Annotated in this window: 21 protein-coding genes; 9 read left to right on the forward strand and 12 right to left on the reverse strand. The window is 59.0% G+C overall.

The features are described from left to right. Nucleotides 1–29 precede the first annotated feature (29 nt). Nucleotides 30–899: a polyphosphate kinase 2 gene (gene ppk2, locus BAR1_RS08315; RefSeq protein ID WP_118942591.1), complete on the forward strand. Its 870-nt coding sequence runs from the start codon at nt 30–32 to the stop codon at nt 897–899. Nucleotides 900–1,013: 114 nt separating this feature from the next. Further along, a complete protein-coding gene (locus BAR1_RS08320; protein ID WP_118942592.1) occupies nt 1,014–1,625 on the forward strand; it encodes a TetR/AcrR family transcriptional regulator in 612 nt (203 codons plus the stop codon). Here the strand turns inward: BAR1_RS08320 and BAR1_RS08325 are convergent. The 4 genes from BAR1_RS08325 to BAR1_RS08340 all read right to left on the reverse strand — a co-directional run bounded on the left by BAR1_RS08325 (nt 1,606) and on the right by BAR1_RS08340 (nt 4,643). Next, nucleotides 1,606–2,010: a hypothetical protein gene (locus tag BAR1_RS08325; RefSeq protein ID WP_118942593.1), complete on the reverse strand. Its 405-nt coding sequence runs from the start codon at nt 2,008–2,010 to the stop codon at nt 1,606–1,608. The genes BAR1_RS08320 and BAR1_RS08325 overlap by 20 nt on opposite strands. Before the next feature lie 103 nt (nt 2,011–2,113). Further along, the gene (gene rpsI, locus BAR1_RS08330) at nt 2,114–2,620 is read right to left on the reverse strand and encodes a 30S ribosomal protein S9 (RefSeq protein WP_118942594.1); all 507 of its coding nucleotides are present in this window, start codon (nt 2,618–2,620) and stop codon (nt 2,114–2,116) included. After that, nucleotides 2,617–3,084, reverse strand: coding sequence for a 50S ribosomal protein L13 (gene rplM / locus BAR1_RS08335; protein ID WP_118942595.1), 468 nt, complete (start codon nt 3,082–3,084; stop codon nt 2,617–2,619). Before rplM ends, rpsI begins: the two co-directional genes overlap by 4 nt. A 161-nt stretch (nt 3,085–3,245) precedes the next feature. After that, nucleotides 3,246–4,643: an aminotransferase-like domain-containing protein gene (locus BAR1_RS08340; protein WP_118942596.1), complete on the reverse strand. Its 1,398-nt coding sequence runs from the start codon at nt 4,641–4,643 to the stop codon at nt 3,246–3,248. 96 nt (nt 4,644–4,739) lie between these two features. Between BAR1_RS08340 and BAR1_RS08345 the strand changes: the two genes are divergently transcribed. Next, nucleotides 4,740–4,973: a DUF1127 domain-containing protein gene (locus BAR1_RS08345; RefSeq protein ID WP_118942597.1), complete on the forward strand. Its 234-nt coding sequence runs from the start codon at nt 4,740–4,742 to the stop codon at nt 4,971–4,973. 173 nt (nt 4,974–5,146) lie between these two features. Here BAR1_RS08345 and BAR1_RS08350 read toward each other — a convergent pair whose 3' ends face one another. Further along, the gene (locus BAR1_RS08350; RefSeq protein WP_194295026.1) at nt 5,147–5,566 is read right to left on the reverse strand and encodes a PaaI family thioesterase; all 420 of its coding nucleotides are present in this window, start codon (nt 5,564–5,566) and stop codon (nt 5,147–5,149) included. Between the two features lie 56 nt (nt 5,567–5,622). On the opposite strand from BAR1_RS08350, the gene BAR1_RS08355 reads away from it, so the two are divergent. Both BAR1_RS08355 and BAR1_RS08360 read left to right on the forward strand, forming a co-directional pair. Beyond that, nucleotides 5,623–6,411 (forward strand): enoyl-CoA hydratase, encoded by a 789-nt coding sequence (locus BAR1_RS08355; RefSeq protein WP_118942598.1) that lies wholly within the window; start codon nt 5,623–5,625, stop codon nt 6,409–6,411. Nucleotides 6,412–6,523: 112 nt separating this feature from the next. Continuing rightward, entirely contained in the window at nt 6,524–7,180 is a 657-nt protein-coding gene (locus BAR1_RS08360; protein WP_118942599.1) for a hypothetical protein, read from the forward strand. Between the two features lie 48 nt (nt 7,181–7,228). Here BAR1_RS08360 and BAR1_RS08365 read toward each other — a convergent pair whose 3' ends face one another. From BAR1_RS08365 to BAR1_RS08395, 7 genes are all read right to left on the reverse strand, one after another. After that, on the reverse strand, nt 7,229–8,551 hold the full coding sequence (locus tag BAR1_RS08365) for a 3-deoxy-D-manno-octulosonic acid transferase (protein WP_118942600.1): 1,323 nt from the start codon (nt 8,549–8,551) through the stop codon (nt 7,229–7,231). Then, nucleotides 8,548–10,053, reverse strand: a complete 1,506-nt coding sequence (locus tag BAR1_RS08370; protein ID WP_162891712.1) for a GMC family oxidoreductase — start codon at nt 10,051–10,053, stop codon at nt 8,548–8,550. The genes BAR1_RS08365 and BAR1_RS08370 overlap by 4 nt, the downstream gene beginning before the upstream one ends. Further along, nucleotides 10,028–10,732: an acylneuraminate cytidylyltransferase family protein gene (locus BAR1_RS08375; RefSeq protein ID WP_118942602.1), complete on the reverse strand. Its 705-nt coding sequence runs from the start codon at nt 10,730–10,732 to the stop codon at nt 10,028–10,030. The genes BAR1_RS08370 and BAR1_RS08375 overlap by 26 nt, the downstream gene beginning before the upstream one ends. Before the next feature lie 3 nt (nt 10,733–10,735). After that, nucleotides 10,736–11,872, reverse strand: a complete 1,137-nt coding sequence (locus tag BAR1_RS08380) for a DegT/DnrJ/EryC1/StrS family aminotransferase (RefSeq protein ID WP_118942603.1) — start codon at nt 11,870–11,872, stop codon at nt 10,736–10,738. Nucleotides 11,873–11,950: 78 nt separating this feature from the next. Beyond that, nucleotides 11,951–13,429: a carboxypeptidase M32 gene (locus BAR1_RS08385; RefSeq protein WP_118942604.1), complete on the reverse strand. Its 1,479-nt coding sequence runs from the start codon at nt 13,427–13,429 to the stop codon at nt 11,951–11,953. Nucleotides 13,430–13,433: 4 nt separating this feature from the next. Further along, nucleotides 13,434–14,576 (reverse strand): heme A synthase, encoded by a 1,143-nt coding sequence (gene ctaA, locus BAR1_RS08390; RefSeq protein WP_118942605.1) that lies wholly within the window; start codon nt 14,574–14,576, stop codon nt 13,434–13,436. Nucleotides 14,577–14,689: 113 nt separating this feature from the next. Next, on the reverse strand, nt 14,690–15,445 hold the full coding sequence (locus BAR1_RS08395) for an RNA methyltransferase (protein ID WP_194295027.1): 756 nt from the start codon (nt 15,443–15,445) through the stop codon (nt 14,690–14,692). A 102-nt stretch (nt 15,446–15,547) separates the two neighbouring features. Here BAR1_RS08395 and BAR1_RS08400 point away from each other — a divergent pair, with 102 nt between their 5' ends. From BAR1_RS08400 to BAR1_RS08415, 4 genes are all read left to right on the forward strand, one after another. Further along, complete coding sequence (locus BAR1_RS08400) at nt 15,548–16,186, forward strand: thiamine phosphate synthase (protein ID WP_407681528.1); 639 nt, start codon at nt 15,548–15,550, stop codon at nt 16,184–16,186. Between the two features lie 231 nt (nt 16,187–16,417). After that, the gene (locus BAR1_RS08405; protein ID WP_228408845.1) at nt 16,418–17,428 is read left to right on the forward strand and encodes an efflux RND transporter periplasmic adaptor subunit; all 1,011 of its coding nucleotides are present in this window, start codon (nt 16,418–16,420) and stop codon (nt 17,426–17,428) included. Then, nucleotides 17,428–18,486 (forward strand): efflux RND transporter periplasmic adaptor subunit, encoded by a 1,059-nt coding sequence (locus BAR1_RS08410; RefSeq protein ID WP_118942608.1) that lies wholly within the window; start codon nt 17,428–17,430, stop codon nt 18,484–18,486. Before BAR1_RS08405 ends, BAR1_RS08410 begins: the two co-directional genes overlap by 1 nt. Continuing rightward, on the forward strand, nt 18,483–21,536 hold the full coding sequence (locus tag BAR1_RS08415) for an efflux RND transporter permease subunit (protein ID WP_118942609.1): 3,054 nt from the start codon (nt 18,483–18,485) through the stop codon (nt 21,534–21,536). The genes BAR1_RS08410 and BAR1_RS08415 overlap by 4 nt, the downstream gene beginning before the upstream one ends. The last annotated feature ends 97 nt before the right edge of the window (nt 21,537–21,633 follow it).

A 21,633-nucleotide genomic window follows, 5' to 3' on the forward strand; every position in this document is an offset into this window, starting at 1 on the left:
ACCCCATATACGCTTAAGGAGGCAGACAAATGACATTGCCCTTTGACGGTGCCATATCCAAGTTCTTTGAAAAAACCGCGCCGGACGCGGTGCGGCAGGCGATCCTTGAAGGGGGCAAAAAGGATATTCTGTCGCCCAGCTATCCTTACCCAAAACGCATGGGGCGCAAGGAATACGAAGACACCATGTCCGCGTTACAGATCGAGCTGGTAAAATTCCAGTCTTGGGTCAAATCCACCGAGGCCCGCGTTTCGGTGGTGTTCGAGGGGCGCGATGCTGCTGGAAAAGGCGGGTCTATCAAACGGATACGTGAAAATCTTAATCCACGCGTGGCGCGGGTGGTGGCGCTGTCCAAACCCTCGGACCGCGAGGCGACCCAATGGTATTTCCAGCGCTATATCCAGCACCTGCCCGCCGGTGGCGAAATCGCCCTGTTTGACCGGTCCTGGTATAATCGCGGCGTGGTCGAACAGGTATTCGGCTTTTGCACCCCCGAACAACGCCACAGCTTTTTCTGGCAATTGCCCGAGTTTGAGGAAATGCTGGTGGATGAAGGTATCCATTTCACTAAAATCTGGCTGAATGTCGGGCGGGCCGAGCAGTTGCGCCGCTTTTTGGCGCGGGAAAAAGACCCGCTGAAGCAATGGAAGCTAAGCTGGATCGATGTTGAAGGATTGAACCGCTGGGATGCCTATTCGGCTGCGATCGAAGAAACATTTTCCCGCAGCCACACCGAAACCGCGCCCTGGACCGTGATCCGCTCGGACGACAAACGCCGCGCGCGTATTGCGGTGATCCGCGCGGTTCTGAGCGGCATTGATTACGACGGCAAGGATGAAACCATCGCCTGTCCGCCGGATGATAAAATCTGTGGCGGGCCGGAAATGTGGGTAGACTAAAGTATGTCCTGTAGCATCAAAGAAATATGTATTCACCGGTTCGTCCGAGGCAGCGTTTTGGACAAAATTCGTTCGGCCGAACCGATGAATTCAATTAAACAGGACATGCGATAAATGCGCAAACGCGGCTATCACCACGGAAATCTGCGCGCCGCCCTGATCGATGCGGCGCTAAAACTGATCGAGGAAAAGGGACCGACCGGTTTCACCCTGTCCGAGGCCGCAAAACAGGCCGGTGTCACCCCCGCCGCCGTTTACCGCCATTTCAAGGGGCGCGAAGACCTGATCGCAAGTGCGGCTTTGCAGGGCTATGTGATGTTCGGCGAGTTGATGGAATATGCCGCCGAGGGCAAAACCGGACTGGATGCGTTTGAAACCTCGGGCCGGGCCTATCTGGCCTTTGCGCGCAAATATCCGGGCCATTACATTGCGATGTTCGAAAGCGGCATTTCGGTGAACCATTCGCCGGAACTGGCCCATGCCTCGGGGCAGGCGCTGGGGCAGTTGGAAAAGGCGGCCCGCCTGCTGACCGAACACATGCCTGCCGACAAACGCCCGCCCGCCTCGATGGTGGCAGCACACATCTGGGCGATGAGCCACGGGGTGGTGGAACTGTTTGCACGCGGATCGCCCGGCACCAAAAGCCCATTCCCGCCCGAAGATCTGCTGGAAAGCGGCATCGGAATCTATATGCGGGGTCTTGGGCTTATCCCGCCGGATGAATAGGCGCTTGCTGAAACGCAGCCACTTCAGCGGCATTGATTTCCTTTAACAGACTGGTGCCCCATGCGCCGGTTTTGACATCATGCAAATGCAGCACGCCGTTTAAAGCGTATCCAAGAGTATCGAGGTTTTCCCAATAGCTCTGCCAGACAACCGACAAAGCCCCGCTTTGGGCATCAATCCCCCAATGGCCCCGATCCTGCGTGCCGTAGTTGTTTTCGCCCCACATGGTGCCATCGGCATCAAAACAGATCACATAGTGAAAGGGCGGTCGCCAACGACCAAAGAAACAACGCCCCGCCAGATATTCTTGCAAGGCGTTCGCCGAACGCTGCTCGGCTCCCAGTTTTAACATTTCCTGTGCGGTGGCGATTACGTTATCGTTCATCTTACAGGTTTCCATAAATGTTTTCGGTCAATAGAACACAGCTTCAAACACAAAAAAGGCAGGGCGCAAACCCTGCCTTTTTGCAATTTCATATCCAGTAGGCTTAACGCTTGGAGAACTGGAAGCTACGACGTGCCTTGCGCTTGCCGTATTTCTTGCGTTCCACAACGCGGCTGTCGCGTGTCAGGAAGCCGGCGGCTTTCAATGCGCCGCGCAGGCTGGGTTCGTAAATCTGCAATGCTTTGGAAATACCGTGCTTGACCGCACCGGCCTGACCCGACAGGCCACCGCCTTTGACGGTTGCTGTCACGTCGAATTCACCTTCGACACCGGCCACAGTAAAGGGCTGGCGCAGGATCATTTGCAGCACGGGGCGGGCAAAATACTTGTCCATGTCGCGACCGTTGACTGTGACTTTGCCCGAACCGGGCTTGATCCAGACGCGGGCAACCGCATCTTTACGTTTGCCGGTGGCATAAGAGCGGCCCAGTTCATCACGTACAGGATCGCGTTGAATGGCGGCTTCAACGGCCTCGGCGGCTGTTGTTTCTGCGGGGGTGCCTGTGACGACTTCGTTCAGATCGTCCAGTGATTTGATTTCTTCGGTCATGACTGGCTCCGCGTGTTTTTGGCGTTCATGGCTTTCACGTCCAGAACTTCGGGGTTCTGTGCTTCGTGCGGATGCTCGGCACCGGCGTAGATACGCAGGTTAGTCATCTGAACGCGGCTTAGACGGTTGCCCGGCAGCATGCGCTTAACGGCTTTTTCCACCACACGTTCGGGGAACTTACCCTCGAGGATCTGTTCGGCCGTGCGCTGCTTGATGCCGCCCGGATGGCCGGTGTGCCAGTAGTAAATCTTGTCCGACCGCTTTTTGCCGGTCAGCTGGATTTTGTCAGCGTTGATCACGATCACATTGTCACCCATATCCATGTGCGGTGTGAAGGTTGGCTTGTGCTTGCCGCGCAAGCGCATGGCGATGATCGAGGCAAGACGGCCCAGCACGACACCTTCGGCGTCGATGATGATCCATTTCTTCTCGATATCTGCCGGAGTAGCAGAGAAGGTTTTCATGGTTTCTACCCTATTTGAAACGGCGCAATTGGCCGGATTGGCCACCTGCGGGAATTGATTGCGTCTATCTATAGGGTTTTGAGGCACAGTCAAGTGCGTTAAGGTTTGCTTTGTAGCGTAAAAACAACAAGTTATAAAATAGGTATTATTTTACCCCATGTTTACACCTCGATCAAATCCGGCGGATTGCTTAACAACCGCTCCAACGCATACATCGCGCGCTCGAACGCCTCCAACGGGATTTGCCCGTTCACCGTGATACGCACCGCATGGGGCGCGCGCCCGTCCAATAGCGCGAAATCATCGGCCGAGCGCAGGCGGATGCCCTGTTTTTCCGCCGTTCGACAGAAATTGGACGCCCGCCAGCCACGCGGCAGTTTTAGCCACAGGAACGGCACATCATCGCGCCATTTCAGATCATAGCGCCCCAGCACATTGACCGCGATGCGCACATAGCTGTTGACGCGCTCGACAATTGCAGTGCGGATTTGCGGCAGGTCCGGCGATTGCAGCACCATTTCCGTCAGATCGGTGATGGTGATGGCCAAGCCAAAGTGGTTGAACTGCGCCGTTCTACGCAGTGTCTGCGCCTTGCCCTGCGGCGCCAGCGCAAACCCGACCCGCAAGGATGGCGTCAACGACTTGGACAGCGACGACACATACCACCCCAGTTCGGGCAGCAACTGGCGATAGGTTGGCAACCCGCTGCCCTGCATGTGATAGCAATCGTCCTCGAGCACCGTACAGCCGTATTTCTGCGCCACCTCGGCCAGTTCCTTGCGGCGGGTCAGGCCGGTGTGGCCGGTGGTGGGGTTGTGAACCTCGGGTGAGGTGCAGAATATTTGCGGTCCGTATTTCTGGCAGGCCACTTCCAGTTCTTCGGGCATCACCCCTTCACTGTCGCATTTCAGCCCGACAACACCGGCGCGCAACAGGCGGGCAGCGTGGCGAAAACCGGCATAGGACAGATCCTCGGCAAAGATCATCGGGTTCGGGTCTTTCAGCACGATTTGCAGGATCATCATGATGGCGTTTTGCCCGCCATGGGCCAGCACGATATCCTCGGGGTCGAACCGTCCCAGTTGCACGCCCTTCAGCCAATCGGCAATCGCGACCCGCGCGCCTGCTTCGGTGGCCTGACTGGGATACTGGATCAGGTTGTCATTGGGCATCTGCGCCATGCGGGCGTAACAATTGCGGATCAAGGCTTCCTGCCCCACGTCCGGCAACAGCGGGGACAGCAGTTCAATCCGGTCCGGCACTTTGGTCGGGCGCGCGCCAATTTCAATCGGTCTGTGTTGCGGCATCGCCTTGGGTTCGGCCACAAAGGTGCCCCGCCCCACAGCGGCCTTTAGCAGCCCTTCGTCAGTCAGCTTGGTATAGGCCCGCGCCACGGTGCCGGGGGTGACTTTTAGCTGCCATCCCAGCTCGCGTACCGGCGGCAGACGCTCGCCCACCTGCAATTGTTCCGATACAATCGCTTGACGGATTGCGTCAGTCAAAGTCAGATATTTCGGGCCATTACTGTTGGATAGATCAGGAAACCAAATTGTATTCATTACAATCTTTCATTGGACGCCGGAAGATTCGCATTGTATCCATTCCCTATAGCGGAACCCCCCGTTTGTATCAATACAATTATTCAGGAGCGCGCCATGACCTACATTTCATCCCACCCCGCACAGCGCCCCACGCTGTTGCAGTCACGTTTACCCCAATCGCCGCTGGCGCTGGTGGTGATCACGGTGGCCAATACGCTTCTGACATGGGATTTGCGCCGCCGCACCCGGCGACAATTGAAGGATTTGACAAATACCGAGTTGCAAGACATCGGACTGACACGCGACGAGGTTGATACGGAGACGCGTCGTTTGTTCTGGCAGGGCTAGCATCCCCGCTTTGCCGGAACCTCTTCCTGGGGTCGGATTTATCCGGCCCCTTTTTTATTGGCGGAGCCATGTCCGCGAACAGATCCATTAAACCGGTTTAGTGGTTCTATTGAAAAGTGATAATACCCGGTGTTTACAGCGCCTTACCAGCCAGTATTAGTAGAATTTATCGTTTATTCTGGCGGTATGGAGTAGGTCATCCCTGCCCGTGCCACAGGCGCCCCCTGCCCGTCCGAATAGATCAGCACATCCCCCACTGCCAACACACGGCCCAGTTTCAATATCTGCGCCTTGCCGATCAGATCCTTGCCCGCCGCCGGTTTGCGCATGAAATCAATCGAACAATTCGTGGTCACCGCCAGCGCCTTTGGCCCGATCATTGCCATCAGCGCCAGATAAAACGCCACATCCGCCAGCGCGAACATGGTCGGCCCGTTCACCGTGCCACCGGCCCGCAGGTTGCGCTCGCTGACCGGAAGGCGCAGGGTGGCGCGGTTCTCGGACACGGATTCGACGATGAATTCCTCGGTCATATGCGGGAAATGTTCGGCCAGAAAAGCCTGCAACTGCTCCACATTCATCTTCATGCCCACTTCCCCTTTTGCATATCTCTGCGTAAACTTCGCCTGAAACCTATGAAAGAGCAAGCATGACCGACATCCTATTGCGCAATGACGCTGGCGGCATCGCCACCCTGACCCTGAATTCCCCCCAGAGCCTGAATGCGCTATCCGACGCGATGCTGGCCGCCTTGCAGGCCCAGTTCGACGCGCTGGCCACCGATACGGACACAAAGGTGGTGATCCTTGAAGGCGCGGGCAAGGTGTTCTGCGCCGGCCATGACCTGAAGGAAATGACGGCCGGGCGACAGGCCGAAGACGACGGGCGCGCCTATTTCTACGATCTGTTCACCCGTTGCAGCCGCGTGATGCAGTCGATCATGCGCCTGCCCCAACCCGTCATCGCCAAACCCCACGGCATCGCCACCGCCGCCGGTTGCCAGCTGGTCGCCACTTGCGATCTGGCAGTGGCCGCGCATGGCACGCGGTTTGGCGTGAACGGGGTAAACCTTGGCCTGTTCTGCTCCACCCCGATGGTGGCCCTGACCCGCAATATCCCGCGCAAACAGGCGTTTGAAATGCTGACCACAGGGTCGTTCATCGACACCACCAAGGCCGAGCAACTGGGCCTGATCAACCGCGCCGTGGATCATGATGATCTGGACGCCGCCGCGCTGGAAATGGCGCAGGTGCTGGCCAGCAAGATGAACGGTGTGCTGGGCATCGGCAAAGAGGCGTTTTACACCCAGATCACCCTGCCGCTGGAGCAGGCCTATGAATACACCGGCGAGGTGATCACCGCCAATATGATGATGCGCGACACCGAAGAAGGCATCGCCGCCTTTCTGGAAAAACGCGCGCCGGACTGGGAAAAGTAACTGAATGCTCAACAAAAGTTCATTTGTCGCGGATTAAACCCATGCGTTACGGTGTAAGTCCAGTAAGGGGTCGCAACCGCAGGCCTGTTCTTACGCATTCTGGAGTTCACAGATGACACTTCCAATCAAACATTCGATTGCAACGGCCCTGCTGATTTTTGTCATCATCCTTGGCGGGTTTGCTTCGGCGGCAAGGGCCAATATGGCCCAGGACCAGATGGATCACATCACCGAAAGCTGGACCGACACGCCCGAACAAAAGGGCCTGCTGCCAATGGCCATAGCCGAGGCCGAAATCGCAATTCTTCACGCGCGGGTTGCGGCCAACCAGACAGGGGATCTGGGGTGGATGCAAAAGCATACAAGACATGTAATGCACGCCCTTGACCCTGAAACGATCAACGATGGCCCCGGATATGGTTACGGAGTGTTGCGCGCGGCAACCGGAGTTGCAAAACACATCACCATCGCAGCCCAGCAGGATGACGCAAGCGAGAATGTAAAAACCCGTGCCGTTCATGTGGCGACATCGGCCAACAATACCGTGGCGCGTGTGGCCGAGCTTAAGGGCTTGATCACCCGGATTATGGCGGCTGACAGCGCCGAGGTGGCCGCGCCGATGGTTGTGCAAATGGAAGCGCTGACACATCAGTTGCTGGACGGATTTGACGCCAATGGTGACGGTGAAATCACATGGGAGACAGGCGAAGGCGGCCTGTCGGAATGTGCCAAACATATGGCCATTATGCGTGCTGGCGAAGGGCTTTAGGGTGTTAACCCGCCCGCATGATTTTGCCAAGGCGGGATGAACTCCGCCCTACATCAGCCCTGCGTTTGTTAGATGGTGCAGGGCTTTTTGCGTGGCACCCCCGTGTTGCGCCAGAAAATCTCGGATCTGTGTGGTCGTGGCACCTCTCTCGCGGCTCCAATGCTCGAACAACTGATCCGGCGTTTCCAGCTTTACCAGCACACCGGACTCAAGCGCCTCAAGCGCCGGATATTCGATGCCCCAGATGCTAGGGCCAACCACCACGGGTTTGCCAAGGCTAAGCGGCTCGATGATGTTGTGTGACCCTTCCCCGTTGAAACTGTCGCCAATGAACACACGGTCGGACAGGGCAAAATAGAAGTTGATTTCCCCCAGTGAATCCCCGAACAGCCCGCCCAGATTATCGGCCAAGGGGGCTTTGAGCGACAAGGTTTCATCCAGATCCGTCGAGCGTTGCAGCATGTTTAGTCCTGCTGCTTTCAGTCGTTCCCTCGTCGCCGCAAAATCCTTGGGATGACGCGGAACATAGACGATGAAGGGGCGCGGTTTACCGGCCTGCGCGGCGGTGTCCAGCAATTTGCGGACCACGGGGATCAGCAGCGCGTCCTCGTCCGGTGCGGTGCTGGCAAGGCAGAACACAGGGCGCTCCGGCGCGATCTGTGCGCGCAGGGTTTTGGCCGCCTCAAGATGTGCCGGCGGGATCGGTTGTTCGAACCGCAGTTCCCCCATCACCTGTACTTTCTGCGCGCCCAATTGGCGGAACCGTTCGGCATGGCGTTCGGATTTTGCCATGATCAGGTCAAACGCCCGTACTACATGCGCTCGCACCTGCAAGCCTTTGGTATCACGCGAAAAACTCTTGTCCGGATATTGCGCCTGCGCCTGCACCAGCGGCAGGCCCTTGGCGTGGCAGGTGGCAATCAGGCGGGGCCAAAGCTCGATCTCCATGATCATGCCGAACCGTGGTTTGTGTTTGGCCAGAAACCGGCGGATGGCCCAGGCATATTCCGCCGGACACCAGCGCACATGCAACTGGCCGCGCTCGATCGCATCCGCAAACAGTTTCAGGGTTTCGGCACGTCCGGCGGCAGTAATGTTGGTGACCAGCACCTGTTCGCCCCGATCCAGCAGCGCGTCAATCAGCGGACGCGCGGCCCGCATCTCGCCCAATGAAACCCCGTGAATCCAGATCGCCCCCGCCGGCACAGCCGCGCCACCACCAAAGCGTTCCGCCATATGCTGACGATACAGCGGCTCCTTGCGCCCGCGATGCCACAGATACAGCAGCACCAACGGTAGACCCAGATGCCACGCGACATCCCACAGCAGCAGCGCCAGCCGGTCGATCATCCGTGCAGGGTAACGTTTCATGCCGCCCACCCCCGTTGTTGCGCAAACATCCGCGCCATGGCGATGGTTGGCAGGTAGCTGTGGCTGGACAGGTGATCGGGCATCACCGAGGCATCGCAAACCGACAACCCTTGCAGCCCGTGCACCGCAAAATCCGGCCCCACCACGCCGCTACCCGAATCCGGTGACATGCGGTTGCTGCCGATCAGGTGATAGCCAGAATAAACCCCGTTTCGCAAAATGTCCTCGTCCGGTGCATCCACCGGATCCGGTTCAAACCCCATTTGCGCCATCAAAACCCGCGCCTGCGCCATGCCGCGCAGGGAGGTTTCCACATCCGCCGGATCACGCAGAAACCCCGGATCAATCTGCGCACCCTCTGCGGTGATCCGCACCGACCCTTCGGATTTCGGCCACAGCGCGTAGATGCCAAGCGAGGCCTTTTGCGCCCGTTCGAACACAATGCCCTTGTCGGACACCTGCGAGCGGTCCTGCGTGAAATGCACCAGCTGGATACGGTAGGCTTTGCTGAAAATATCGCCATCGGCAAAATTCGCCCCGGCCGAGGCCCCCGGCCCGCGCAAAATACTGTCCTTGCGCCCCAGCGCGTATTTCACCCCTTCCCACAGCGCCCGCACCCCGCGGGTTTTCTGGTTCAGCGTGTTGTGACCGGGGCAGGAAAATTGCAGGCGCAGGTTGGCGTGATCTTTCAGGTGTTGGCCGACGTGGGGCAGATCATGCAGCACCGGTAGGCCCGCCGCCTGCACCATATCCGCCGACCCGATGCCGCTGCGCATCAGCAACAGCGGCGAGGATATCGCACCGGCGCTTAACACCACTTCGCTGGCAAAAATTTCGCCGCCTTCATAGGCCACCCCAGTGGCGCGTTTGCCGTCCAGAATGATCCGCTTAACCGGCGCGCGGATGATGCGGATGTTTTGCGGCGCGGCATTGGCGCGAAAGGCCTCCAGATGGTTGTGGCGCAATCCGTATCTTGTATTCACATGCAACACCGATGCGCCCGCGAATTCCCCAACATTATCAGGGTCATCCACACGTGGCGCACCCATTTTTTCGGCGGCACTCAGGAATTTTTCCGACAACTCATCGGCCCAACTGTGCGGGCGCGGTGCATTCGCGTCCCCATGTAACACATTTAATACATTGGTATAATCAAGGTTAATACCACCAAACACATACCGGTACCGCTCTAGCGGCCCCGCATAGGCCACATTACCGTTCACCCGTGAAGATCCACCCAGCCCCCGCCCCGTCAGCACCGGCAGTTGCCGGTTGCCTGCCGCCATTTGCGGCACCGAGTCCTGCGCGTCCACAAACCGGCGGTTGCCGATGATTTTGCCCACCATCAGCGGAATACGCTGGAACAAATGCCGCCCGTTCGGCGCCCCCTGTTCAAACAGTACCACCGCCAGCCCCTGACGCGAGGCAATCCGCGCCAGTTCCAGACCCGCAGCACCGGCGCCGATGATGATGATATCAGCGGGTCGGGCGGACAAATTCATACCCCTGCGCCTGTAACCAGTCGTGCCGGGCCTCGGCCATGGCCCAGTCGTGCGGCGTGTCGATGTCAACAGCAGCGGGCATTTCCAGCGTGTGGTATCGGGTATCGGCCGGAAGGAAAGTATCGGCATCCAGCAACGTATTCACCCGACCCGCATAATAGCTGCCGTCAACAAAACGGTATTCGGTCGCCCGATCCTGCCGGCGGGCGGATTTGGGCGCGGGGATGGCAGGCACCCCTTTTGCCCCGTCCAGCACGATCAGGTCTTCGGGATGCTCGCACGGGTTGGTGCAGGACACCACCGTTTCATGCGCCTTTGTTTCCCGCACCAGCGCGGCCAGGTCATCAAGCAGCCGCAAGGGTGACGTGGGCTGCAACAACACATAGCGTGTGGCCCCGAAGCGTTTGCACACATCCAGCACCACCCCCGCCATGCCCGCCGTATCGCTGGCCAGATTGGCAGCGCGGTTGTGGATCAGCACCTGATCCGCATAGCCCCTCTGAACCAGCGCGCCAATCGCCGCGTCATCCGTGGTGCAGACCACCGGCGCGCCCAGATCACGGGCTATTGCCAGACCTGCGGCAAAGCTCCACTCGACCAATGGCACGCCGCGAAAATCCTTGGTATTCTTGCCCGGCACCCCCTTGGAGCCTTGGCGGGCAGGCACAATGACCAGCATCGCCTAACCCGTCAGTCCGTTCAGGGCCACCGCAAGTTCGGCGAAATCCTCGACCGGTTTGCCCAGCATCACCGGAATGGCAATCTGGCGTTCCAGCAGCGCCAGCGTGTCCAGTTGTGCCTGTGTTTTCGTATCGAACCCCATGTGATCCCAGAACACGGAACAATGCCAGTTCATCGCGTCCGGCAGGTTTTTGGTGCCAAAGCCCATATCGCCCAGCAACTGGATCGCATGTTCCCTGATCTGCGCATCCGCCACCTCGACGATATAGGTGTCATAGGCCGGTTCGGCCCCCTCAGGCACCGCGCGCTTCTTGTAAACACCTGATGTAATCCCCTGATCCAGCGCCTTGTAGCGCTTGCCGGATTCCGCCACGATGTAATCCAGTTTCTTCAACTGCACCTTGCCGACCACCGCGTTCAATTCGCTCATCCGGTAGTTAAATCCGGCCACACCGGCCCGGTCCAGCCCGCGCGGGATGTCGGGCAGGTTCATATGCCCGTGATCGTGGTACTGACGCGCGGTGACAGCCATCTTTTCATCATTCAGAATGACCAGACCGCCCTCGCCCGTGGTGATCGCCTTGCCATAGTCAAAACTGAACACACCCGCCGCGCCCAAAGTGCCCGCGTAACGCCCGTTGTATTTCGCGCCGATCGCCTCGCAGGCATCCTCGATCACGGGGATGTTGTGGCGGGCGGCAATGGCAAATATTTCGTCCAGCCGCGCGGGCACGCCCAGCATATGCACCGGCATGATTGCTTTTGTTTTGTCAGTGATCAGGCCTTCAAGCTGTGCGGGGTCCATGTTCAACGTATCATCCGATCCGGCCACCACGGGGGTTGCGCCGCAATCAATGATCGCTTCAAAATCGGCAATGAAATTAAAGCCCTGGGTGATCACCTCGTCACCAAAGCCGACCCCCAGCGATTTCAATGCAACCTTGATCGCCGCTGTGCCCGAGGACACGCACAGCGCATCGTGGCAGGACAGGAATTCGCGAAAATCCGACTCAAGTTCACGCACATGATAGCGCTTGCGTTTGGCGTCAAATCCGTGGGCAAAGAACACCCCGCCCTCGTCCATCAACGCATTGAGCGCGTCGCGTTCTTCCTGTCCGATCAACTCAAAGCCTGGCATGGTGCTGTCCCCTGTAATGCTTGGCAAATTTTTCGCACATCACAGGGGGCGCTTCAAGCGCTGTTCGGCGAACGCGCGTTAAACCCCGTAAATCCCGCCGAATTTCGCTTCCAGATAGTCCAGCAATGGTGCCTCGGAGGGGACAAAGCCGCAGGCCTTTTCGATCAGCTCTTTGGGCCGGTACAAGCCGCCATATTGCTGCACGTTTTCCCGCAGCCAGCTGGTGGCCGGCGCGGTGTTCCCCGTCGCAAGACCGGCGTCCAGATCAGGCAGCGCATCCCGCATCGCCTTGTTCAGACAACCGGCGTAAACATTGCCCAGACTATAGGTCGGGAAATAGCCGAACAGCCCGACCGACCAGTGCACATCCTGCAAACAGCCGTTCGACGGCTTGTCCACCGCCACGCCGAAATCCGCGACAAACCGTTCGTTCCAGGCATCCGGCAGGTCGTCCACATCCAGATCACCGGCAATCATCGCCCGTTCCAGATCGAACCGCAGCAGCACATGCAGGTTATAATGCACCTCGTCCGCCTCGGTGCGGATATAGCCGGAATTCACACGGTTGACGGTGGCGTAAAATGCCTCGGCATCGGCCACCCCGAAATCACCGAATACCTCGCGCATCTGGCCAAACAGCCAGCCGGTAAACGCCTGCCCGCGCCCGATCTGGTTTTCGTAAATCCGGCTCTGGCTTTCATGCACGCCCATCGACACGCCGTTGCCCAGCGGCGTTAACAGATAGGCATCATCGATGTTCTGCTCGTAACAGCCGTGGCCCGTTTCATGGATGGTGGAATAGAAACAGTTGAACGGATCATAGGGGCTGGTGCGGGTGGTTATCCGCACGTCATGGCCGGAACCGGATGAAAACGGATGCACCGCCTTGTCGATACGACCGTGGTTCATGTCATAGCCAAAGGTGACAGCCAGCTTGCGGGTCAGTTCCAGTTGCAGCGCCTCGTCAAACTTCGCCTCAAGCGCGGCGGGCTGGTGTTCCGCCCCCAGCACCCGTTCGCGCAACGCCACCAGACGCGGGCGCAGGGCGCCAAACATCGCTTCTAACTCGGACGCTTTGGCGCCTGGTTCGTAATCATCCAGCAGCGCGTCATACAGATCACCGCCATCCGCCAGCGCCGCCGCTTCTTCGCGCTTCAGCGCCAGAACCTGCTTTAGCGTCGGGGCAAAACCGGCGAAATCCTCGTCCGCACGCGCCTTAGCCCAGATACCCTGTGCCATTGAATGCAGTTTTGCCTGCTCGGCCGCCAGCCGCGCCGGAATCTTCATCGTGCGGGTATACCCGCGCCGGATGTGGCGCATGTTGGCCTGCCCGACCGCATCCAGCGTGCTATCGTCAATCGCGGCCAGCCAATCACCCACCTTGGGATCCGTGCGCCGCGCGTGCAAAACCGATGACAGTGCCGCCATTTCCTCGGCCCGTTGCCCCGCCGCGCCACGGGGCATCATGGTTTCCTGATCCCAGCCCAACCGGCCCGAAACCTGTCCCAGCGCCTGCGTATCGCGCTCGAACTCCATTAGATCATCATATGCCGTCATTACCTTAGCCCCTTACACTCTGGGCCACAGGATAGCCCGCCAGAAAACGCGACCGCAGGATCATCACCCACAGCAGGATTGCGCCGAATTGATGGGTCAGCGCCACATGCAGTTGCGCCGCCATCATCACCGTGGTGATCCCCAGCACCACCTGCACCAAAACCATCGCCATCAGCATATTGAACGCCGCCTTGGTTTTGCGGTTGCCACAGGCACGCGAACGCCGCCAGACAACAATGGCAAACACCAACACCAGATAACCGGCCAGCCGGTGTATGAACTGCACAAGGGCCGGGTTTTCAAAGAAATTGCTCCACCACGGGGTGTAGTCGAATATTTCATCCGGTATTACCTGCCCGCCCATCAGCGGCCAGTCGATATAGCCGCGACCGGCATCAATACCGGCCACCAAGGCCCCCAGCAGGATTTGCAGAAACGCCAGATGCATCAGACCGGTGGACATGGAAAACAACCTGCCTTCCCTGCCGCGGCGCGCCTGCATGATCTCGGCCTCGGAACGCGACAGAAGGAATATATACCACGCCGACAGACCCAGAATGATAAACGCCAGCCCCAGATGCGTCGCCAACCGGTACGAGGCCACATCCACCATCCGCCCGGTCAGGCCGCTGGACACCATCCACCAGCCAATCGCGCCCTGCAATCCGCCCAGAACCCCGAGGCCCAGAAGGCGGTTGGTCCAGCCCGCCGGTATCTTTTTGGTCAGCCAGAAGAACAGAAACCCGATCGCCCAGACCACGCCGATAAAGCGGCCCAACTGCCGATGACCCCATTCCCACCAGTAGATGGATTTGAATTCGGCCACCGTCATCTTGCTGTTTTGCAACTGGAATTCAGGGCTGGCCTGATATTTGGCAAACTCGCTGGCCCAGTCCGCCTCATTCATCGGCGGAATTGCTCCGGTCACGGGTTTCCATTCGGTGATCGAAAGACCTGAATCGGTCAGCCGCGTGGCCCCGCCCACCAGAACCATCAGCGCCACCAAAGCAAAGACCAGCATCAGCCAGCCGCGAATGGCCAGCCGCGCACCTTTGGGCGCCTTGTCGATCACACCGGTTCTGGGTGCAACCTCCTTGGGTGACACATCTTCACCGACCTCTTCAAAAATACTGCGCTTCTTGCTCATGCTCGCACCCTTCCTGATTTTCCCGCCAAACTACGACCGACAAAAAGCAGGAGCAAGGATATTCCCTTCTTCTTGCCCCAAATACCTGCCCGCGCGGCAGCGCATAAAATCTCTTATTCCCCGCGCTCTTTCCAGCGCACCAACTGGCGCAGCATCCCGTGCAACGTCTGCACATCCGCCCGCGTCAGCGGCAGCCGCGCCCACATGTTGCGCAGGGCCAGCTTCATCCGGTCTGCCTTGGCCTCGGGGAAAAAGAACCCGGCAGCCTCTAGACGCTCCTCGAAATGGTCGCCCAGCTTTTCAATCTCCTGCCCCTCGGCGAATTCGGTTTTCACCATCTCCATCACCTCGGGTACCACCTGTTCCACCTGCCGGCGCCATTCATAGGCGGTCAGCAACACCGACTGCCCCAGATTTAGCGATGAAAACGACGGGTTGACCGGCACCGAAATAATCGCATTGGCCCGCGCCACATCATCGTTCTCCAGACCGGCGCGCTCGGGACCAAACAGGATACCCACCTTTTGCCCCTGATCCAGCAGGCCACGAGTGTATTGCATCGCCCGTTCCGGTGTCATCACCGGTTTGGTCAATCCGCGATGCCGCGCGGTGGTGGCAAACACATAATTGCAATCGGCAATCGCATCCGCCGTGCTGTCAAACAGCCCCGTCTGATCCAGCAGCCGCCCCGCGCCCGACGCCATCGCCACCGCGCGTTCATTCGGCCAGCCGTCACGCGGGGCAACCACGCGCATCCGGTCCAACCCGAAATTCCACATCGCCCGCGCCGCAGCCCCGATGTTTTCGCCCATCTGCGGGCGCACAAGGATCATCGCGGGCTGTGGTCCCGTCCATTCATCATCAGCCATTTCACACCTGTTTATCCATCCCCGCCCTGATAGGGTGCAACTGCCCCGTGGTCAAACCGCAAAACCTGCGTTATATCCGGCAGCATCAGCCAGCCGAGGATAATGAAGATGAGCGAAGAATTCCCCGAAAAAGAACAGGCCCAGCTATACCTGATCACCCCGCCCGCCTTTGAACTGGCCAGCTTTGCCGAGACCTTCCAGCGTGTGCTGGACGTGGCCCCCGTGGCCTGCGCGCGCCTTGCCATGGCTACCAGGGACGAGGACCAGATCGCCCGTGCCGGTGACGCCCTGCGCGAAATCTGCCACGCCCGCGACATCCCGCTGGTGATCGAAAGCCACCTGATCATGGTCGAACGCCTTGGCCTTGACGGGGTGCATCTGACCGATGGCGCCCGTTCCGTGCGCTATGCCCGGGGCGAGCTGTCGGACGAGGCCATCATCGGCAGTTTCTGCGGCACCTCGCGCCATGACGGGTTGAATGCAGGCGAAGCCACAGCCGATTACATCAGTTTCGGCCCTTGCGGCCAAAGCGCGCTGGGGGATGGGTCCACCGCCCCGCAGGACCTGTTTCAATGGTGGAGCGATGTTGTCGAAGTGCCGGTCGTGGCCGAAGGCGCGTTGACGGTCGATCTGATCAAAACCCTGTCCCCTTTCACCGACTTCTTTGCAATCGGCGAGGAAATCTGGAGCGCTGATGATCCGGCGGATGCTTTCAAAACACTGGCACAGGCCATCGTTTGATATAGCGCGGGCGACAAACCGGTCGCTTTATCCCCGTTCCTGAGTTAAATTGTCCCATCAAGTCGGGTTATGGGCGGCTATGCATTTGTGCGGCTTGAAAAACTATACTAATCGGTTTAGCTGTGCCGGACATCTGCACCGGATTCGATTTAACAATCAGAAACAAACGAGGGCATACCTATGCGATACGGGACGTTCTTATTGGCCCTGACAGGATCTGCGATCTTGTCAATGGCCCCTGCCCTTGCCCAACAGACCTTGCCGGTTGAAACCGTGCAAATCCAGCCGGAGCTGGGGCTGGAAACCCTGTCATTGACGGGCCAGATCATTGCACGGGACGAAGTCGGCCTGTCCTTTCCCATGGGCGGACGGATCATGTCTATTCTGGTGCGCGAAGGCGATCATGTGCAAACCGGTCAGGAACTGGCCCGCCTTGAATCGGTGCAGCAGGAACAGGCCATGCGCGGCGCCGAAGCGGCGTTGAACGCTGCACAGGCCGATCTGTTTCAGGCCAAAGAAGAATTCGAGCGGCAAGATGTGTTCCTGCAACGCGGCGCCACCACCCGCATTCGCCGTGACGAGGCCGAGCGCCGCTTTCGCATCGCCGAGGCCAGCGTCGAGCAGGCACAGGCCGATCTGAACCGCGCCCGCAAAGCCTTTGAGGATACCTTCCTGCGCGCCAGTGCCGACGGGGTCATCACTGCCCGTCTGGCTGATCCGGGCGAAGTGATCGCCGGGGCGCATCCGGTGCTGAAACTGGCCTTGGGAACTGCAATAGATGCGGTTTTCGATACGCCCGAAGCCCTGCCCACCCGCATCCCCAGGGACCTGACCATTCCATTGTCCCTGATAGACAATCCCGACGTGCGTTTTCAGGGGCATATCCGCAAGGTTTCCCCCCTGGTTGATCCGCGTCGCGGCACCATCGAGGTCAGCGTCGGTGTGGACAGCCCCCCCGATCAGGTCACTTACGGCGCGGCTGTAAAGGCCAGCATCGCAATTCCGCATCCTAACCAGATCATCGTCCCCTATAGCGCCTTGTCCGCGATCAACAGCACCCCTGCGGTCTGGGTGGTGAACCCTGACACGATGCGTGCCACCCTGACCCCGATCGGTATCGCCCGTTATTCAGACGGCACGATCATGGTCAGTGACGGCCTGAAAACCGGCGATATTGTCGTCACCAGTGGCGCGCAATTGTTATACCCCGGGCGCCTTGTCCGGCTGATCGGAGACGAGTGATGAAAATACATTCCCTGTTCCTGATTGCCGCAATGGCCTTGCCAATGGCCGATCCTGTTTTCGCACAGGATACGCTTCGTCCGGTGGTTTCCGAGATCATCGGTGAAGGCCCCGAAACGGCGCGTGACTTCATCGGCACCGTTTCAGCCAGAATCGAGGTTGATCTGGGCTTTCCGGCCTCGGGCACCATCGCCAGCCGGCCTGTATCGCTTGGGGATACGGTGAAGGAAGGCGATGTTCTGGCCCAACTTGACCCCGAAGCACTGGAAGCCGGCGCATGGGCGGCGCGTGCGGGTGTGGTGATCGCCACGCAGGGGTTGAAATCGGCGCAGGATGCGCTGGAGCGCGAAAAGATACTGGTTGCACGCGGGGTGGAAAGCCAGACGCGGCTGGAAGATGCCCAACGCAAATTTGCCGCCGCCAAAGCGCGTCTGGAACAGGCCAATGCCGCCCTAATCCGCGCCGAGGATATTCTGGATTCAGCCGTTTTGCGCGCGCCCCATGACGGGGTCATCACGCAGACACTGGCCGAAGCGGGTGCCTCGGTTTCTGCCGGTCAACCGGTGATCCGTCTGGCCGCCACAAACGAGCGCGAAGTGGTGATCGACCTGACAGAATCCGAACTGGCGATTTTACCCGACAAGGCCCTGTTTGACGCCACCCTGTTGGCTGTCAGCACCGTACATGCGCAAATCCGGCTGCGATCCGTTGATCCGGTGGCCGACACCCGCACCCGCACCCGTCGGGGCCATTTCACCCTGCTGGACGCGCCCGAGGAATTTCGTATCGGTGCCCTGGTCAAGGCAAAGCCACAGCTTGACGATATCAAGGTGATGACCATCCCCACCGACGCAATACTGTATGAAGACGGTAAAGCATTCGTTTGGGTCATATCCCGCCCCGAAGGCAAAGCGTATAAAACGGCTGTCACCCTTGGCCATGCCCTTGGCGAACGTAGCATTGTAACGTCAGGCCTGAAGATCGATCAGGAAATCCTGACCAAAGGCATCCACTCAATCAAGGACGGGCAGATCGTTGGCCCGCGCGTAGGCAAATGAGCGAACGTTTCAATCTGTCCGACTGGGCGCTAAAGCATAAATCCTTTGTCTGGTATCTGATGATCGTCAGCATGCTGGCCGGTCTGATGGCCTATGTCACCATCGGCCGCGAGGAAGATCCGGATTTCACCATCAAAACCATGGTGATAACCGCCGCCCTGCCCGGTGCCACGGTGCAGGAAACGCTGGATCAGGTCACCGACAGGATCGAAAAGAAACTGCTGGAAGTGGACGAGCTGGACTTTACCAAATCCGTCACATGGCCCGGTGTGTCGATCGTTTATGTGAACCTGCTGCCCACCACCCGTGGCCCGCAAATCCCGCCAATCTGGCAGGAAATCCGCAACATGATGGGCGATATCCGCGGTGAATTCCCACCCGAATTCGCCGGTTTCAAGTTTAACGACCGCTTTGGCGATGTTTACGGCAATATATACGCCTTTACCTCGGACGGGTTCACCCCGCGCGAGGTTCGCGACATGATCGAGGACATCCGCCGCGAAGTTCAGCAACTGGATGATGCCGGCGATGTGGTGATCTTTGGCGACCGCGAAGAAGCGATTTATCTGGATTTCTCGCCCGAAAAAATGGCGGCGCTGGGTGTGAACCAAGATCAGGTGCAGGCCACACTGGCCGCCCAGAACGCGATTGTGCCATCCGGCGTGATCGAGGCCGGACCCGAGCGGGTTCTGGTGCGGGTCAGCGGCAAATTCCTGAATGCCCAAAGCCTTGAGGATGTGAACCTGCGGGTCGGGGACCGGTTTTTCCGCCTGACCGATGTGGCCACGGTGCGGCGCGGCTATAAGGACCCCGCGACCGAATTGTTCCGTTTCAACGGAGAAGAGGCGATCGGCCTGGGTGTGGGCATGCGCAAAGGCGCCAATATTCTGGCATTCGGCGAACAGCTGGACGAAGTGATTGACCGCGCGGAATCAAACCTGCCAATCGGGGTTGAAATCCACAAGGTTTCGGACCAGCCCAAAATCGTGGACGAAGCGGTGGGCCATTTCACCCGTGCGCTGGCCGAAGCGGTGATCATCGTGATGGCGGTATCGGTTCTGGCCGTGGGCCTGCGGGCCGGTCTGGTGGTGGCGCTGGCTGTACCGCTGACGCTGGGCATTACCTTTGTGGTGCTGGAATACACCGGCTTTACCCTGCAACGGATTTCGCTGGGCGCGCTGATCATTGCGCTGGGGCTGCTGGTGGATGATGCGATGATTGCTGTGGAAACCATGATCTACCGGCTGGAAAAGGGCGACGGGCGGCATCAGGCTGCATCCTATGCCTGGCGCACGATTGCCTTTCCGATGCTGTCGGGCACCTTGATCACGGTTGCCGGTTTTATCCCGATCGGGCTGAACAATTCCAACGCCGGCGAATTCACCTTTTCGCTGTTCGTGGTGATCGCGGTTTCCCTGCTGGTTAGCTGGTTTGTGGCGGTTCTGTACAGCCCGCTACTGGGTGTGACATTCCTGCCCAAAAATCTGGGTCACAAACACAAAGGCCCCGGCATTGCCATGCGGATGTTCCAGACGGCCCTGCGCGGGGCGATGCGTGCGCGCTGGCTGGTTCTGGTGGTGATCCTCGCCGGTTTTGTCGCCTCGGTCTATAGTCTGCGCTTTGTCGAACAACAGTTTTTCCCCGACTCGGACCGCACGGAATTGCTGGTCAACATGACCTTGCCACAGAATGCCTCGATCGAGGAAACATCGGCACAGATGAAGGCGATGGAGGCCCACCTGAAGGATCACGACGGGGTGTCCTATTGGTCCACCTATGTCGGCCGTTCCGCCTTGCGGTTCCTGCTGACCAGCGAACCGGCCACACCTTCGGCCAACTTTGGCCAGATCGTAATCCAGACAACGGGGCTTGAGGCCCGCGACAAACTGCGTGACGAGCTGCGCAAGGTGGCAGCCGAGGAATTCCCCGGCACCGATGTTCTGGTGAAACTGCTGGCGATCGGCCCGCCGGTGGGCCGCCCCGTGCAATACCGCCTGTCCGGTCCCGACATCGCCAAGGTCAGGGATCTGGGGCGTGAACTGACCGCGATTGTCGCCAGTGATGACCGGCTGGAAAGCATCGCGATGGACTGGAACGCACCGGCCCGTGTGATCAAAGTGGACATCCTGCAGGACAAGGCGCGCCAACTGAACCTGACGGCCCGCGATATATCCATTGCACTGAATACGATATACAACGGCAAAGGCGTGACCAATTTGCGCGACCAGACCTATCTGATCGACATCATCGCCCGCGGCGACAGGAGCACATCCGAATCCATCGACACCCTGTTCAACCTGCAACTCAGCACAGCGGATGGCGGCACTATTCCCCTGTCCAGCGTGGCCGATTTCAGGTTTGAAACCGAACAGCCGGTGGTCATTCAGCGCAACCGGATGCCCACGGTGACAGTCGAGGCGGCATTGGCCACCAAGGACCAACCCGCGACCATCGTAAAAGCCCTGAAACAGCAGATCGAGGACTTCGACAGCGCCCTGCCCGCCGGATACCACGTCGAGACCGGTGGCTCGGTCGAGAAAAGTGCGGAATCACAGGGGCCGATTGCCGCTGTGGCGCCGATGATGATCCTGATCATCATCACGCTGGTGATGGTGCAGATGCAGAGCTTCCGGCTGGCCTTTATCGTGCTGTCGGTCGCCCCGCTGGGGCTGATCGGCGTGGTGATTGCGCTGATCACCGCCAAGGCCCCGATGGGGTTTGTCGCCATTCTGGGTATTCTGGCGCTTAGCGGTATTCTGATCCGCAACTCGATCATTCTGGTGGACCGGATCGAGGCCCTGCGCAAACAGGGCATGGAGGCCTGGGATGCGGTGTTCGAGGCCACAGTCACCCGCGCCCGCCCGATTGTGCTGACAGCCGCGGCGGCCAGTCTGGCCCTGATCCCGATTTCACGGCAGGTGTTCTGGGGGCCGATGGCCTATGCGCTGATGGGCGGGATCATTGTGGGCACGGTGATCACCCTGATCTTTGTGCCGGCGCAATATCTGATCGTGTTCCGCATCAAACGGGATCCGAAACAGGCAGAGTAGAATTATTAAAGAAAACCGGCCCTGTCCTGTTGTGGTTGGCAGTTGATTTATCAAAAGATTGCGTTACCTTGCCAAAAGTCAGGATAGACTGACGAAA

It is taken from the genome of Profundibacter amoris (assembly GCF_003544895.1).
Lineage (GTDB): Bacteria > Pseudomonadota > Alphaproteobacteria > Rhodobacterales > Rhodobacteraceae > Profundibacter > Profundibacter amoris.

Coding starts and splice junctions, on each gene's coding strand:
- BAR1_RS08385 (WP_118942604.1), bottom strand. CDS start 13,429: ATGACGGCATATGATGATCTAATGGAGTTCGAGCGCGATACGCAGGCG.
- BAR1_RS08360 (WP_118942599.1), top strand. CDS start 6,524: ATGACACTTCCAATCAAACATTCGATTGCAACGGCCCTGCTGATTTTT.
- BAR1_RS08375 (WP_118942602.1), bottom strand. CDS start 10,732: ATGCTGGTCATTGTGCCTGCCCGCCAAGGCTCCAAGGGGGTGCCGGGC.
- BAR1_RS08355 (WP_118942598.1), top strand. CDS start 5,623: ATGACCGACATCCTATTGCGCAATGACGCTGGCGGCATCGCCACCCTG.
- BAR1_RS08345 (WP_118942597.1), top strand. CDS start 4,740: ATGACCTACATTTCATCCCACCCCGCACAGCGCCCCACGCTGTTGCAG.
- ppk2 (WP_118942591.1), top strand. CDS start 30: ATGACATTGCCCTTTGACGGTGCCATATCCAAGTTCTTTGAAAAAACC.
- BAR1_RS08410 (WP_118942608.1), top strand. CDS start 17,428: ATGAAAATACATTCCCTGTTCCTGATTGCCGCAATGGCCTTGCCAATG.
- rpsI (WP_118942594.1), bottom strand. CDS start 2,620: ATGACCGAAGAAATCAAATCACTGGACGATCTGAACGAAGTCGTCACA.
- rplM (WP_118942595.1), bottom strand. CDS start 3,084: ATGAAAACCTTCTCTGCTACTCCGGCAGATATCGAGAAGAAATGGATC.
- BAR1_RS08380 (WP_118942603.1), bottom strand. CDS start 11,872: ATGCCAGGCTTTGAGTTGATCGGACAGGAAGAACGCGACGCGCTCAAT.
- ctaA (WP_118942605.1), bottom strand. CDS start 14,576: ATGAGCAAGAAGCGCAGTATTTTTGAAGAGGTCGGTGAAGATGTGTCA.
- BAR1_RS08415 (WP_118942609.1), top strand. CDS start 18,483: ATGAGCGAACGTTTCAATCTGTCCGACTGGGCGCTAAAGCATAAATCC.
- BAR1_RS08405 (WP_228408845.1), top strand. CDS start 16,418: ATGGCCCCTGCCCTTGCCCAACAGACCTTGCCGGTTGAAACCGTGCAA.
- BAR1_RS08325 (WP_118942593.1), bottom strand. CDS start 2,010: ATGAACGATAACGTAATCGCCACCGCACAGGAAATGTTAAAACTGGGA.
- BAR1_RS08340 (WP_118942596.1), bottom strand. CDS start 4,643: ATGAATACAATTTGGTTTCCTGATCTATCCAACAGTAATGGCCCGAAA.
- BAR1_RS08400 (WP_407681528.1), top strand. CDS start 15,548: ATGAAGATGAGCGAAGAATTCCCCGAAAAAGAACAGGCCCAGCTATAC.
- BAR1_RS08365 (WP_118942600.1), bottom strand. CDS start 8,551: ATGAAACGTTACCCTGCACGGATGATCGACCGGCTGGCGCTGCTGCTG.
- BAR1_RS08395 (WP_194295027.1), bottom strand. CDS start 15,445: ATGGCTGATGATGAATGGACGGGACCACAGCCCGCGATGATCCTTGTG.
- BAR1_RS08370 (WP_162891712.1), bottom strand. CDS start 10,053: ATGAATTTGTCCGCCCGACCCGCTGATATCATCATCATCGGCGCCGGT.
- BAR1_RS08320 (WP_118942592.1), top strand. CDS start 1,014: ATGCGCAAACGCGGCTATCACCACGGAAATCTGCGCGCCGCCCTGATC.